The 16,292-nt window shown below is 34.3% G+C and carries 8 protein-coding genes; all 8 read right to left on the bottom strand.

Annotated features, from left to right (window positions below):
• Positions 1–3 precede the first annotated feature (3 nt).
• Positions 4–1,293, bottom strand: a complete 1,290-nt coding sequence (locus tag GQR98_RS18445; protein ID WP_159020912.1) for a sugar phosphate isomerase/epimerase family protein — start codon at positions 1,291–1,293, stop codon at positions 4–6.
• Positions 1,293–2,375 (bottom strand): endo-1,4-beta-xylanase, encoded by a 1,083-nt coding sequence (locus tag GQR98_RS18450; protein WP_159020914.1) that lies wholly within the window; start codon positions 2,373–2,375, stop codon positions 1,293–1,295. Before GQR98_RS18450 ends, GQR98_RS18445 begins: the two co-directional genes overlap by 1 nt.
• 137 nt (positions 2,376–2,512) lie before the next feature.
• Positions 2,513–3,880: an endo-1,4-beta-xylanase gene (locus GQR98_RS18455; RefSeq protein WP_159020916.1), complete on the bottom strand. Its 1,368-nt coding sequence runs from the start codon at positions 3,878–3,880 to the stop codon at positions 2,513–2,515.
• Positions 3,881–3,896: 16 nt separating this feature from the next.
• Positions 3,897–5,159: a carbohydrate binding domain-containing protein gene (locus GQR98_RS18460; protein WP_159020918.1), complete on the bottom strand. Its 1,263-nt coding sequence runs from the start codon at positions 5,157–5,159 to the stop codon at positions 3,897–3,899.
• Between the two features lie 183 nt (positions 5,160–5,342).
• Complete coding sequence (locus GQR98_RS18465) at positions 5,343–8,669, bottom strand: VCBS repeat-containing protein (RefSeq protein WP_159020919.1); 3,327 nt, start codon at positions 8,667–8,669, stop codon at positions 5,343–5,345.
• A gap of 145 nt (positions 8,670–8,814) precedes the next feature.
• On the bottom strand, positions 8,815–10,308 hold the full coding sequence (locus GQR98_RS18470) for a RagB/SusD family nutrient uptake outer membrane protein (protein WP_159020921.1): 1,494 nt from the start codon (positions 10,306–10,308) through the stop codon (positions 8,815–8,817).
• A 17-nt stretch (positions 10,309–10,325) separates the two neighbouring features.
• Positions 10,326–13,325: a SusC/RagA family TonB-linked outer membrane protein gene (locus GQR98_RS18475; RefSeq protein WP_159020922.1), complete on the bottom strand. Its 3,000-nt coding sequence runs from the start codon at positions 13,323–13,325 to the stop codon at positions 10,326–10,328.
• A gap of 35 nt (positions 13,326–13,360) precedes the next feature.
• Complete coding sequence (locus GQR98_RS18480) at positions 13,361–16,000, bottom strand: glycoside hydrolase family 3 protein (RefSeq protein ID WP_159020924.1); 2,640 nt, start codon at positions 15,998–16,000, stop codon at positions 13,361–13,363.
• Positions 16,001–16,292 lie beyond the last annotated feature (292 nt).

Here is a 16,292-nt window from a genome sequence, read left to right on the forward strand (position 1 = left end):
GGTTTATTTTAATAATTCATAATAAATATATTCCCAAGCTAAACCAACACTAAACAACGGTGGAAAGCTATAATCTTCAACTTCAGATAAAATATATTGAACTCCAGATATTTCTTGATACTTAAATATATCTTCGAAATCTATTTCCCCACTTTCTCCTAATTCTTTATAATCTTTAACATGCCAACTAATAAATCGGTTAGGATAGGTTTCAAAATAATGAACAGGATTAACACCTGCGACATGCATCCAATAGATATCCGATTGAAAATACACACATTCCGGATTTGTGTTTTGCAGAAAGTAATCGTAAACTCTTATACCTTCAACCATTAAAAATTCATCAGCATGATTATGAAAAATAAATTTTAAGCCATTGTCTTTACAAAGTTTTCCGATTTTATTATAATAATTACAATAATCTTGAAGCTCTCTAATTGTCTTAATACTTTTTATTTTACTATTTGAAGTTGAAAGATATTCGACACCCGCTTTTTTATGATCTTGTATAGCCTTATCCCACCAAGACTTGATTGCAACATCATCATTTTTATCTGCAGGATCAAAGAACGTCATGGAACCTAAAAACCTCATACCTGCTTTTTCAACTACAGCCTTGAACGCTTCCGGAGTATAACCATAAAAAACCCCTTCTTTATACACAAAAGTTTCAACATAACTATAACCCATTCTACCTAATTGTATCAAGGTTTTTTCTGGATTTTTAAGCATATCATCATGCACCGAAACTAATTGAATACCTATATTCTTATTTTTAGGATTATGCTTGATATATCTCGTTTTCCATAGACGTTTTTCATTATTATCAAAGCCTTCCAAAGTAACATCGGTATAATTATTAAAGTTAAAATTAACCGTCATAGTGTTATTTCCATTAAGATCTTTATCCTGCATGGTCCATTTTTTTTCTGAAGAAAACCTGCCTTTCCCTGTAAAAAAAGCACCTTCATTATTATGTCCGGCTGCAAAGACAGTATTCGTAACACAATCATAGCCAATTATCTCCCTAAGTATTGGTTCATATTTACTGGCACTATTTTTTTGCAAAACCGTTATGCTAAGCGAATTATTATTAAAATTACTTATACTGCTCATTTTCAAAGCCGGCAGTGCTACAACGCTATCTGTGCTAGAATTAATAGCACTTACCCATTGCCCAGAATATTGCCTTAATCTATCTTTTTGAGAAGAAATACTATAGTCTGTTTGCCCAAAACTGAACGTAGACATTAATACAGTCAATATCTTAATGATTCTATTTCTTGTTTTCATTACAATTCTTCTTTTAAACCTTCTAAAACTCCAAAATAAGCTGGTTTTGGTTGTAAATTATCATCGTAAATAGTTGGCCAATCGGTTATACTAAAAAAGCCATCTATCCAGGAGTCTCTATCTGTAAAATCCCAAAATGTAATGCCGTATTGTTGTGCTTTCGGTACAATGGAACGGTACATTTTAACAAGGTTTTTATATTTTTCGGCTTGTGCCTTTTTCATATCTGTGGTTAATTGAGTGTAAATTTGTTCACCACCATATTGCGTATCATTATGTGTATTAAAAATAATATCAACTTCAGATAAATGAATTTTTAAACCTGTATCGGCTGCTTTCTTCAACGCATTTGCAATCACCTCATCTGGAATATCCATACGGATATGCATTTGAAAACCTAAACCATGAATTGGAACATTTTCCGCCCTTAAATCTTCTATTAATTTAAGTGTTGCATTTAGTTTTAAAGTGTCTCGCTCAATATTAAAATCGTTATAAAACAAAACTGCATTTGGGTCGGCTTCATGGGCATAAGTAAATGCTTTAGCGATGTAATCTTTGCCCATAATGCTATACCAGATGGTCTCTCTCATGGCTCCTCCTGCAGATTCAAATGCTTCGTTTACAACATCCCAGCCCGCGACTTTACCTTTATAGCGGCTTACATAAGTTGTTATATATTCTTTCATAAAACCGGCTAACCACAACGTATCTTTTAAAGCTTTCTCTTCTACCCATTTAGGTGTAGAACTGTGCCAAATTAAATTATGACCAAACAAACGTTGGTTATTATTTTGAGCGTAATTAAGAATACCATCTATTCTGCTCCAATTGTACACACCTTCGCTTTCTGTGATGCGGTTCATTTTCATGTCGCTTGCAGAGGTTATGCTATTGAAGTTTGATTTTTGTAAATCTTGAAGCTCAAAATCCGCATTTAAAGTTTCAATTTTAATGGCGGTTCCTATTGGAAATTCCGCATTAGCTTTTAAGCCATTTTCTTTTTGTTTTTTATTACATGCATGCATAACCAGTAATAACAAGGTTACACAAGTGATTTTTAAGGTTTTATTGAAAAGCATATTTTTATTATTTGTTGGTTACTTTCGTTTGTATGTTTTTTATCTCTAGACCTAAATACTTTTACTTTTTTATATAGAAAAGCCCTAAAATGCGGAACAACTTAGGGCTTTCTAACTAAAATCTTAAATGATATTTATTACTCTAATCCTTCTAAAAACCCAGCATATGCAGGCTTTTTATTATAATCTTCGTCAAACATTAATGGCCACTCTGGAACACCCCAGAAATCTAATAACCAAGACTCATTATCTCTCACACCCCAAACTGTTAATGCAAATTTATTATCCAACGGAATGGCATTATAGATTTGAACAACCTCTTTAAATTTATCTTTCTGAGCATTTGCTCTATCTGAAGAAAGTGAAGTTAAACTGGTATCTTCTTCTGGGTTTGCTCTAATATCTAATTCTGCAAAGTGTAATTTTAAATTTCTTGATACCGTACCATCTGCCACAGCTTGAATATTGGCAGCAGAAGGTCCGTTGTAAGAAATATGCATTTGAGCGCCTACACCATCAATTAAATCTCCCAACTCATCAACCAAGTTAAACATGGCTTGACGTTTTGTTGGGCTAGATGCCATGTTGTAATCGTTATAAAAAAGAATTACATCTGGGTCTGCATTTCTAGCAAACTGAAAACATTTTTTAATATAATCATCTCCCATTTTTTGTCTAAAAACTGAATTTCTTAACGGGTGTCCTGTACCATCTTCAAAAGCTTCATTCACAACATCCCAAGAACGTACCTTTCCTTTATAGTGATTTAAAGTTGTTGTAATATAATCTTCTACCATAGCTTCAAACTCTGCATCGGTTCCAGAAAAATTTTCTACCCAACTAGGTGTTGCATTGTGCCAAATTAAAGCGTGCCCATGCACATTCATATCATTTGCTTGAGCGAAACCTACAATGGCATCTCCTGCTGAAAAATCATAATTACCTTCTGATGGATACATAATATTCATCTTCATTTCATATTCCGAAGTCAAGTTATTAAACTCATTCTTTAGAATTTCTATATGCTTACCTCCTGCCGTAACATAAGGCGATCTTGTAATTGTACCTACCGAAAATGTAGTTGCAGCACCTTTTAAACTCGCTGTATTTACACTTCCACAAACGGCATTAAGACAAATACCAATTTCATCTACAATAATATCTTTACTAATGGTGTTTGTAATACCATCACTAGATACGGTAAGGCTAATAGTATATCTTCCTGGAGTATCGTAAGTCACCTCTTTTACTCCTGCTCCATCGGCAATAGCGCTAGAGCCATTTCCGTAATCCCAAACTCCGGTATATGGTAGGTAATATTCGGTTGTATTATTTAAAATAAGCACTTTTGGATCTGATGGTGATATTGTGAAATCGAACGATGCTTGTATGGCATCTGGAAGTTCGGTTGGTCCAAATGTTGGAGAATCATCTGAAGAATTAGAACAGCTAAAAGCCATAAATAATACTACCAAACGAATTATATATTTAAATGTGTTTTTCATAGTTTTTTCGTTTTATTTAGTTCTTAACAACTTTAATTGCATCTATTAAAAATGTTCCTTTTGTTTTCCCCATATCTAAAGCTATGGAAGATGTATCTGAATTTGCTGTAAATGTCCAAGCATATTTTGTCCATTCTGCAGATGCGATATAACCACCAGCATATTGTTCGGTACTATTTGCACCTGGATTAGTAGAATATCTAACAGAAACAGCATCGCCTTTAATCCATAATGATACGGTGTAGTCTGCTCCATTTTCGGTTGCAAAACCATCACTTACCATTTGAGCTTCCCATTCGTTACCATCGACGCCGTTATTAACTCTAAGCGCTCTAGAACCACTTAAAACATCTACAGTTTCTTGAGTCATTCTATCTGCACCATTGTTTTGACTCCAATTGGTAAAATCATTTTCTTCACCTGCTTCTAAATCACCGTTTAATAATTCGCTATCATTAGAAGGTAATGGCAAGGCTACTTCGCCTTTTACAACCTCAACAGCATCTATTATAAATGTTCCTTTTGTTTTTCCCATATCTAGGGCTAATAAGGTTGTTGCAGAGTTTGCTATAAAGGTCCAAGAGTATTGAGTCCAATCGGAAGTTGCTGTGTAATTACCAGCATACTGATCGCCACCAACTCCAGGGTTTGTAGAAAAACGGATTGAAACAGGAGAACCTTTAATCCAAACAGAGGCAGTATATTTTTCACCATCTACGGTAGGAAATGCATCTGAAACTAATTGAGTTTCCCATTCGTTACCATCAACATCATTGTTAATTTTTACAGCTCTAGAACCTACTAATGGTTCGCTGCGTTCTTCCGTCATTCTATCGGCTCCATTATTTCTACCCCAATTAGTAAAATCATTACCTTCACCTTCTCCAAAATAACCATTAGCTAACAAATTCTCAGGATTTATTAAATGACGAATGTCTGATGGCGGTGGCAAGGTTACCGTAATATTTTGACTTGTATGTAAGTTTGTTAAAGCACTTACCATAGTTAATTTTACTGTTTTAGAACCTGAGCTTTTATACTCATATACTAACGGGCCATTTTGATCGATTACTTTAGAACCTCCAACTTCAAATTCCCAAAAGCTATAAAACTCTTCTTTATTTGGTGTTGTATTTTCGAATGTAAAAAAGCCAGACTCTCCTTCTGGAGCAGTTACCGTAAATTGTGGTTGTGTTAGTTCTATAACCGCATCGTCATCAGAACATGACCAAAACGCCAGACTTAAACATAAAAAACTTAAAATTTTAGTTGTTTTCATAATTGTTTTAATTAGTTTATTTAGTTATCGATATGTTTTCAACTATAAAAAAGTAACCTGAAATATTTTTTTAATTGAATCCATATTTTTGATACTCAAATTTATTCTTTAGCCACCTTTTTGAGTATAATAAATGTAGCGATGAATGATAAAATTGTTGCTTTTTACAGTGAAACCAACGTTTTACCTCACTTTTACAACATCTAACGAATCGTTATTTTTAACAATCAAAATATAGGTTTCATTTTTTACTGCTATGCTTTGCATATCCTTTGAATCTCCAGTAACAAAAAAGCCAGACTGATTAGCGGGTACAGCATTGAACTCACCTTGTCCATTTCCCTTTAAAAGCAATCCGTAACTAGCATCATTTCGTGGTGTTTCAACTTCAGACACATATAAGTTCCCTACTAAAAGGGCATCTAAATGCGTGTCTTTATCAAAATCTTCAACTATAATTTTATTGATACTAGACATCTGAGCCTCTATAGGCAATTGGTGCGTAACAAAATGATTGTTTTTATTTTCTAAATATATGCTAGCGAAAGATTGCACGCTGTAATGCAACGAAGATTCTAGCGCTTTTTTGGTGTAAACATCTACCAAAGTGGCTTGAGAAAAAGTTTCGTAATTTTTAAATTTACTTTTAATACCAGGTATTTGTTGAGATGAACACGACCTACCACGAACTGGGTATTGCTTGCCTTTATTGAAGTAGCTTAAAACAATATCGGTTTTGTGGTTATTATCAAAATCGTTTACAAAAATATCAAAGGTTTCGTTTTCTGTAGCTTTATATTTATAATTTAAGCCATTGTTGCCGAGAATATAATCTATATCACCATCGTTATCAAAATCTCCCGCTTCAATACTCCACCACCAACCTGTAGTATCTTTACTTAACCCCATGGTTTCCGATACGTCTTCAAAACCAGTTTTTATATTTTTATAAACCTTTATAGGCATCCACTCGCCTACCAAAATAACATCTGGCCAAGAATCGTTATTAAAATCAGTGATAACAGCGCTTGTAGCCATTCCTATATTTTCGAATACTTTGGAGTAACTTTCTTCAAATAAATTAAATTTCGGAGTGCCTTTTTCTCCAACATTTCTTAATACATAAGAAGAAACTGGCATTGGATATTTACCCGGCATTTGTCTACCTAAAACCAATAAATCGTCCTTTCCATCTTTATCAAAATCCGCATTATAGACTTTAGATCCACTTACCAAAAACTCAGGTAAAACTTCAGGTTTTGCTCGTATAAAGTTTCCAGCTCCATCATTAATATACAATCTATCTTGTAGTAATTTTGGTTGCGTAGCAAACTCATAACCGCCACTTACTATATACAAATCGTTATCATTATCTTTGTCTGCATCAAAAATGAGTGCGCTAATATCTTCATAGCTTTTATCTTCTAGCAATGCCTTTATAGATTGCTGTTCAAAACCACCTTCTTTATTCTGAAAATACATAGCTCCAGAATTTTCGTGAGATCCTCCAATAAAATAATCGTCCAAACCGTCTCCATTTAAATCACCTACAGCCAAAGCAGGGCCAAAAGCCGACATTTTGTGAGGCATTAAAACTTGATGTTCAAAATCGTCAAAATTATTTTCAACGTGTTTATGTTTTGGAAAAGGACTTTCTGAGGCTTTAGAAAATATTTTTTGATAGCTATCCGTTTCTATGTTATTCTTTACTTCAACTATGGCATCAGTATAACTCAATACTAATTCTTGATTTGCTTTTAGATTTTTTAATTGCTGAATTTTTCCATCGGGCCAAACCACTTTTAGGACTTCTATATCCATTTGTTTGCCTAATCCAAAATGTAATATTGGTGCTACGGAAGATTCAAAGCCCCGAGTAAGCGTAAGCTCTTGCATTTGAGTTTTATTGACCGTTGTAATATAAACGCGCGCTCCCAATCCGAAAGCATTTGCTTTTTTTCCTTTAAATGAAACCATTAAATAATTATTGATTTCTGAGCTTTTGTTTTCAAAAACAGAAGCATAGTCGTCAATATTATTTGTCACAATTTCTAAATCGCCATCATTATCTAAATCTGCATAAATTACCCCGTTAGAGAAGCCTTCGAACTCAATACCCCAATCTTTATTAACACGTTTAAAATTGAAATCACCTTTGTTTTGATACATGTAATTATCTAATTTCTCTGAAGGAATTTGTTCAACTAAATAAAGGACAGAATCGTTTGCAACCTTAAGTTCTTCTAAATTATTGAAAAAATCATTATTATGAATCTCTCTTCGTGAACCGTTAGAAATGTATAAATCTTTGAACCCATCGTTATCAAAATCAGCAAACAGTGGTCCCCAACTCCAATCTGTAGAAGATACTCCTGCTAATCTTGAAATATTTGAAAAATGAGGTATTCCATTCGGGTAAACTCCCGAATTAACTTGCATACAGTTTTGCATGTATTGGGTTTGAAATCCCGCATTTTCAATATTGGTGAACAACTGCGGATTCATGCTAGACATGTTTGCTTTTTGCCTTTTATTATCTTCCGCATCCATATCTGCTTGAAAAATATCGAGATTTCCGTCGTTATTAAAATCCGAAATATCGGCACCCATACCATAAAACGCTGTGTGCGATGTCGCTTGTTTTATAACCTCGCTAAACGTACCATCTTTTTGATTTAGAAACATTAAATCTGGTGAATCAAAATCGTTAGACACATAAATATCTGGCCAAGAATCGTTGTTTAAATCGCCAACTGTAGCACTTAATGTTAATCCGAAATTTTTAATACCTGCTTCTTCCGATACATCGGTAAACGTGTTATCATCATTTCTATATAAATGATCGGATTCAATAGCTTTTACATTTCGCATATTCTGTTGATATACAAAGGTTGGCGAACCAAATTTTGTTGGCGGATAATTAGCTACATACACATCCAGATCTCCATCTTTATCATAATCGAAAAATGTTGCTTGTATACTATGGCTAGCATCGTCCAATCCATAAGCAGTTGCACTTTCGGTAAATGTACCATCATGATTATTGATGAATAATTGATTATTTCTAGGTTCAAACTTCCCGCTTACGGAACAATAAATATCTAAAAACCCATCGTTATTAATATCTACCATAGTTGTGCCTGTATACCACCTTTGATCTCCAGAAACGCCTGCTTTAGTTGTAATATCTTCAAAGTTTAAACCACCTTTGTTTAAGTACAATTTATTCTCTGCTTGGTTGCCTGTAAAAAACAAATCTATTAAACCATCATTATTAATATCTCCAGCAGAAACACCTGCTCCCATATACATGTAAGCATAAGTAAAGTAGTTTAACTTATCTGTTTCACTAAGTATATTTTTAAAATCTATTCCTGATTTTGAAACCTCAACTGAAGAAAAAATTTTACCATCTATAGATTTTACCTGTGCTTTCTCATTGGAACAACTAATAAGTATTACAAAGCAAATTACACTTACTACATGTATTTTTAAATGCTTGATTTCCATTTGTTAATATTTAATGGTTAATAATAAAATTCTAAAACATCATTATTTTACAAACGTTTTTCTAAAGTTAAAAAGCAGCACAATGTAATTGTGCTGCTTTTATCCAACTTAAAAAAACTATCACTAAACTAATTCTAAACTATTTTTAATACCCTGGATTTTGGTCTGCCACTGTAACGTTTGGATTTGTTGCAATTTCTTTATCTGGTATTGGCCAAAGCTCATGTTTACCAGCTTGAAAATTAGTGCCTGCTAACTCTGTAGCTGCGATGCCCCAACGAATCATATCATCAAAACGTACTTGCTCTCCACTTAACTCTACTTTACGCTCGTGCACAATAGCATCGAACACAGCCGGTTTAGAAAGCGAAGTAGATAAAGGATCTAAATCTGCACGTGCTCTAACTTCATTAATATACCCAACAGCAGTTGCTTGAGAACCGCCTGGTCTTTCATTTTCACATTCGGCCATCATTAATAACACATCTGAGTAACGAATTACTTTCGGGTTAATTCCAGATTCCTGCACCTCACTAACTTGCTTGTAATAATTTTGATATTTTTTCCAAGCAATAGGGCGAATATCTCCACTATTCTCAGCAAAATCTCCTTCTACAAAAGTATTAGCGCCATTGTTGTATGTATCACCAACAAAGTAAAAACTACCTTCAATTCTGTTATCTCCAGTTTCAAATTCGGCAACTAAATCATCTGATGGGTATACGTTAAACCAATCTAACACACCATAATCTTGACCTCTATAAGTTGCATGGTTTTTACCAAAACCAGCAACAAGACTAGACCATTTATCTCCTGTTCCTAAAGATAAATCGTATTGAATTTCCCAAACAGACTCTATACCATTTTCTGTTTCTTCTTTAAAATTATCGAAATAATCAGGTTCTAAATCGTATCCAGACATTTTCTTGAAAGAATTTAAAGCAAGTTCATATTCTTTTTGATATAATAATGCTTTTCCTAAAAATGCTTGCGCAGCTCCTTTTGTAGCACGACCAGTTTCTTCTTGAGATTTTGGTAATAAGTTTGCTGATGCAAAAGTTAAATCTTCAATAATTTGATTCATTACATCCGCTTTTGGACTCAATGGTTTTCCTTCTGGTTGTGTAAAATCACCATTTCTTAAAGGCACATTACCAAATCTATTTACTAATAACCAGTAATATTGCGCTCTTAAAAACTTAGCTTCTGCCATAAATTTAGCCTTAGTAGCAGTCGATAATTCGTTTTCCGGAATCTTATTTATAGTAGCTTCATTACCTATAACAAAATTTGCTTTGTTTATGCCTCTAAAACAACTGTCCCAATATTCTGCAATTTGCCCATTAGTGGAATCGAACGAGAAATCGTAAAATGTAATTTTATCGGCCTCTTGCTGTCCGTTAGGAGATTGCTCATGAGACATATTATCCATCATATACCAAATTAATCTACCATATAATGAAATGGTTTGTAGGTTAGCATAAGCCGCATTTACTGCAGATTCTACTTGGGCTTCTGTAGCAAAGAAGGTTTCGGGAGACAGTTGATTAGGGTTCGCTAATTCGAACTCGCTCTCTGAACAAGAATTCACTATAAATATCCCGAACAGTGCTGTAAGTATTAATTTATATGTTTTCATAATTTATTTCTTTTTTATTAAAATGATACTTGAAGTCCTAAAATAACAGATTTAGGTTGTGGATAAAGTCCACGGTCTATTCCAAATTCTTGATTTCCTTGTCCTATTTCTGGATCTAATCCGCTGTAATCCGTTAAGGTGATTAAGTTTTGGGCACTTACATATAATCTCAACTTTGAAAAATAATTTTCGAATACACCGTCGGTAAACGTATAACCTAAGCTAATGTTCTTTAACCTTGTAAACGATCCGTCTTCAATATATCTATCTGAAACACTATGATTTTGTGGTGCTCCTGGCACTCTTGGTTGTGTTGTAGATGGATTAGTTGGTGTCCAACTATCTAGTAATACTTTACTTCCATTAAATAATCTATTGGCACCAGCTTCTAAATCGTATTTGTTAGTGTTATAAATATCAACACCTTCTATACCTGTGATGTATAAATTTAAATCGAAGTTTTTATAATTAGCACTTAAGTTTAATCCATAAGTAAAGTCTGGATAAGGGTTTGCCAAAATATCGCGATCTTCAGAAGTAATGTCTCCATCTCCATTTAAATCTTTATATCTAACATCTCCAGGTTGTACTGTAGTTTGCCCTGGGTTTGATGTAAATACCGCTGCTACCTCTTCTGGAGTTTGGTAAATACCATCGCTTACTAAACCATAAAAATGAAATAACGATTCGCCAACTGTAGTTCTAGAAATGTTTCCTTTACCATCTTTCATGGCTGCACCTTCAAAAGCATCTAAGCTTCCTAAACTTAAAACTTCGTTTCCACTGGTTCCTAAATTTAAATTCGCCGACCATGTAAAATCTCCTTCATAATCATTAAATCCTAAAGCTAACTCTACACCACTAGTTTCTACCGAACCAACGTTTGCTGTAATGTTTCCGGCATTAATACCATTAGATAATGGTGCTGGTAAGCTTAATAATAAATCGTCACTTTGGTTTCTATAATACTCTAAACTTGCAGTAAACTGCCCATTATTTAAACCAAAATCTAAACCAACATTAAACATGGTAGTTTCCTCCCATTTTAAATCCGGATTTGCGCCACCATTTGCAGTTACACCTGCTCCATTACCATCGCCTAATGGGTACTCAAAATTCCCCGTTAACGTGGCACTGTATAAATAGTCTCCAATATTATCGTTACCAACTACACCGTAACTGGCTCTAAGTTTTAAATTACTAACATTAGAATCGTCTAAAAAGTTTTCTTTAGCAATATTCCAACCTAAAGAAGCCGATGGAAATGTTCCCCAACGATTGTTTGCACCAAATCTTGAAGAAGCATCTCTTCTAATAGAAGCAGATAAAATATATTTATCTTCAAAGTTATAATTAACCCGTCCTAAATAACCTAATCTATTGGTTTCACTAGAACCACTTCCAATAGATGGCGTTGTGGCACCAAATTGAACTAACTCGTTTGTAATTAAGTTTCTTGCACTTCCTCCAAAATTTGTACTCTTGTTCTCTGTTTTTTCAGCAAGTGCTAATAATTCTAAATTATGCTTTTCAGCAATAGTTGTACTGTAACTTAAACTGTTTGTAAAAATTAAAGTTTGCCCTTGAGTATGACTTCTACCATACTCGGCATAGTTTTGAGCATGTGTACTACTACCGTCAACACTATCATCACTAAATGATGGCGTAAATGTGTTTCCATCAAACGTAAAATAATCTAAACCTACTTGTGTTTTATAATTTAAACCTTCAATAATCTCTAAATTGGCATATAAGTTACCGATAACACTTAACGTTTTGTTAATGCTTGTAGGGTGTGTTTGAATACGTACTGGGTTTTCAGCATCTTGTCCATCTGCAGATGAAGAAGGCCCTTGAAAACCACCATCGTTATTAGAGTTATAAACAGGTAAATACGGAGCCGCTTTAATAGCATGAGTAATTAAAGAACGTCCACCACCCGATAATTCTGGGTTTTGTTTTCCAAAAGAAAGTGCCATAGACTCACCTACTTTTAACTTACCGATGTTAACAGAGCTGTTTGCCCTAAAAGAATAACGCTCAAAGCCTGTATTAACAATAATACCTTCCTGTTTTAAATATTCAGCAGAAAAATATTGAGAACTTTTATCGGTTCCCGCAGAATAGTTTAAACTATGATTTTGCATCATTCCTGTTCTAAATATCTCATCTTGATAGTTTGTATTTATTTTATACGTAGATAATGGTCTGTTTGGAAAAACTCCTAAATTACCTGCATGTTGCAAATACTCAATGGTATTCATGGTGTTGTAGCGTTTTGTATTTTGCTGAAAACCGGTATAGGTATTGAATGATAATTGGCTTTTACCACTTTTTCCTTTTTTAGTTGTTACCAAAACCACACCATTAGAACCACGTGCTCCATAAATAGCAGTAGTAGACGCATCTTTCAGAATAGATACATTCTCGATATCGTTAGGGCTTATTCCAGATAAATTACCAACAATAACACCATCTATAACATACAATGGCGAGTTGTTACCAAACGTACCTAAACCTCTAATCAAAACTACTGGACTAGAACCTGGAACACCACCGTTTACAACAGTAATTCCTGGTGCACGACCCTGAAGTGCAGACTCTGCATTAGTTACTGGTAAAGCCGACATTTCTTCAGCATCTACAGTAGAAACTGCTCCTGTTACCGTGGCTCTACTCTGCTTTCCGTAACCAACTACAACAATAGCTTCTAGTGCTTCTAGAGATTCTTCTAAGGTTATTTTTAATGTATTTTGATTACCTACAGTTAGCGTTTTAGTAGCCATACCAACGTAACTTACTGTAATTTGATCTCCTATATTTACGTTTTTCAAAGAAAAATTACCATCGAAATCTGTAGATGCTCCATTTGTGGTACCCAAAACAATTACAGAAACACCAGGTAAAGGCATACCTCCAGTATCTGAAACTGTACCGCTTATGGTTTTTGCTTGTGAAAAGGCATTTTGCATGCAGAACATAGCAAGCAACATACCCAAAAGTTTAAACTTCATCATATTAAATAGTTTAAGTTAATTAATTAGTTATTTATTTAGTTTGTTAATAATACTCTTTTTTTTAAAACAGATGTAGAACTCGTATCGGCAACACCTTTAAAACCGGGTTGTTTACCTCCTACACTTAGCAATACATTCCCTGGCTCTAGTATTTTTTTTCCTTCGGAATTAACCCAGGCATACTGTTCAGCATCGATTTTATAATTTAAAATTTTAGTCTCTTCAGCAGCCAGATGCACTCTATCGAAACTTACCAAAGTTCTAATCGCGTTTTGCTCATGTTTATCTAAATGTGTTAAATAAATTTGAACCACATCATCACCAGCTACTTTACTTGTGTTTTTTATTTCTACTGAAACATTAATAGCATCTTTAAGCGTTACTTGATCTGCTATTTTTAGGTTTGAATATTCGAAATTTGAATAACTTAGTCCGTGACCAAAAGGAAATAAAGGATCTCCTTTAAAATATTTATACGTTCTATTCTCCATGTTATAATCTTTAAAATCTGGTAAATCTGTTACCGATTTATAAAAGGTTACTGGAAGTTTTCCTCCAGGATTATAATCACCAAACAACACATCGGCAATAGCTTTTCCTCCAAATTCACCTGGATACCAAGCCTCTAAAATTGCAGGAACATTTTCGGCTGCCCAATTTACAGCAAGAGCGCTTCCATTCATTAAAACAACAATGGTTGGTTTACCGGTAGCGTACACCTTTTTCATTAATTCAATTTGGTTTTTAGGTAATGAAATTTCAGAGCGATCTCCTTTATCAAACCCCTCCAATTCCACTTCCATTTCTTCGCCTTCAATTTCTGGTGAAAGCCCTAAAAATAAGATGGCAACATCGGCTTTTTTTACCGCCTCTATTGCTGGTATAGTTAAATCTTCATCTAATTTGGCCCAAAGTAAATGTGCTTGCGGATCGGACAATGCATTGTTATACTCTATTTTAATATTATATGCTTTTCCTTTTTCTAGAACCGTATCGAAATATTTCGTTTTTGGCTCGTATTCTGAACTAAACTCGAAGTATAGCGAATCGTTTACAAACAATTTAGCAAAACTACTTGCCTTTAAACCTATTCTGTAAGCACCACTTTGGGTTGGTATTAATGCTCCTGTCCATCGGACTGAAAAATTATCTGATTTCAAATCGTTAATAGGACGTTTTGGCGTCCAAACAAAATTGATAATACTATCTACCCTTGTAAACTCAGGCTCACCTTTAAAAATGTTATTACTAAAGTACTCTCCTTTTAAACCTGCTCGGCCTTCGCTTTTTAGTTCCGAATTAGGAATAGGTGTTAAAGTGGACCATCCCGAAGCAATATCACTACCCAAAGCATAATGTATTTCAGTATTAGGCAATTTTGCTTTTATAGCTTTTAAAGGAGTAATAAACTGGTTTGGTGTACCGTGATAATTACCTAATAGAGCTTGTGTAGAATTTGCATTAGGACCAATTATAGCAATGGATTTTAAATTTTTACTAAGTGGTAATGTTTCCTTTTCATTCTTAAGCAACACCATAGATTCCTTAGCCACTTTTTCCGATAACGCAAAATGTGCATCGCTAGCTACAACATCATAAGGAATGTTTGCCCATTTTACATGTTCTGGAGCATCAAACATACCTAATTTAAAACGTGCTAAAAACAGTTTTTTTACTGCAACATCGATAGCTACCTCATCTACAAGTTCTCTTAAAACAGCATCGCTAAGACTAGGGTCGTAAACATTTCCGCAATTTAAATCTGTGCCGTTATTTAACGCCATAGCTGCCGCTTCTGCTGGTGTTTCTACAACGCCATGATGTTCGGCTTGCCAAAAATCGTTTATCGCCCAACAATCGGATACTACATAACCATTGAAACCCCAGTCGTCGCGAAGAATTTTTTGTAATAGCATATCGCTACCACAGCATGGCACATCTCTATATCTATTATACGCACACATTACGGAATAGACATTCGCTTCCTTAACGGCTGCCTTAAATGCTGGCAAATACGTTTCGTATAAATCTTTATTATTCGTTTGGTAGTTATCTTGGTGTCTCGATTTCTCCGGACCGCTGTGTACAGCAAAATGCTTAGCTGTAGCAACTACTTTCAAGTATTTATCATCATCGCCCTGTAAGGCATTAATGTAATTAACACCAATTTTACTGGTTAAAAACGGATCTTCACCATAAGTTTCTTGACCTCTACCCCAACGCGGATCTCTAAAAATATTGATGTTGGGTGTCCAAAATGTTAAACCTTGCCCCATGCGTCTTTTACCCTCTTGTATAAACTGGTGATGTTTAGCTCTGGCTTCATCTGAAACTGCTGTTCCCATTTCAAATATTAAATCTGGATTCCATGTTGCCCCCATACCTATAGCTTGAGGAAAAACAGTTGCTTCTCCTGCTCTAGCGACACCATGTAAACACTCGTTCCACCAATTGTATTCAGGAATACCTAACCGTTCTATTGCTGGAGCATCATATCTTAATTGAGATATTTTTTCTTTTAAACTTAAACGCGATACTAAATCGTTAACACGTGCTTCTGTAGAAAGCGATTCATCTTGAAATTGAAAAGCAACCTCTTTTTTATTGGAGTTGCATGAATTCAAGACGTATGTAAATACTACAACAAAAGCTATGTTATAATATTTAATGTTCAATATGTTAAGTTTAGTTATTAGCATATATAATTTGCGTTTAAAAGAAACTGAATATCATAACCAAAATTAAAAGCATAAAACAGACCAGTAAAATTTCTGCTAAAAGTTTTAATAGGGTTTTGCGATGTTTCATTTTGATATTCAATAATTATGAAATCAAATATACTTGACGAATCGCTTTTTTGATAGAACGCATTAAGCAAACAATGAGAATTTTGTTGCGATTACCTCTATAAACCCATGTTTTACAACATTTGACACAAAAAATGCAACATCTATTACAAAAACAGCC

It is taken from the genome of Algibacter sp. L3A6 (assembly GCF_009796825.1).
Classification (GTDB): Bacteria; Bacteroidota; Bacteroidia; order Flavobacteriales; family Flavobacteriaceae; genus Algibacter.

Coding starts and splice junctions, on each gene's coding strand:
- GQR98_RS18470 (WP_159020921.1), bottom strand. CDS start 10,308: ATGAAAACATATAAATTAATACTTACAGCACTGTTCGGGATATTTATA.
- GQR98_RS18460 (WP_159020918.1), bottom strand. CDS start 5,159: ATGAAAACAACTAAAATTTTAAGTTTTTTATGTTTAAGTCTGGCGTTT.
- GQR98_RS18445 (WP_159020912.1), bottom strand. CDS start 1,293: ATGAAAACAAGAAATAGAATCATTAAGATATTGACTGTATTAATGTCT.
- GQR98_RS18465 (WP_159020919.1), bottom strand. CDS start 8,669: ATGGAAATCAAGCATTTAAAAATACATGTAGTAAGTGTAATTTGCTTT.
- GQR98_RS18450 (WP_159020914.1), bottom strand. CDS start 2,375: ATGCTTTTCAATAAAACCTTAAAAATCACTTGTGTAACCTTGTTATTA.
- GQR98_RS18455 (WP_159020916.1), bottom strand. CDS start 3,880: ATGAAAAACACATTTAAATATATAATTCGTTTGGTAGTATTATTTATG.
- GQR98_RS18475 (WP_159020922.1), bottom strand. CDS start 13,325: ATGATGAAGTTTAAACTTTTGGGTATGTTGCTTGCTATGTTCTGCATG.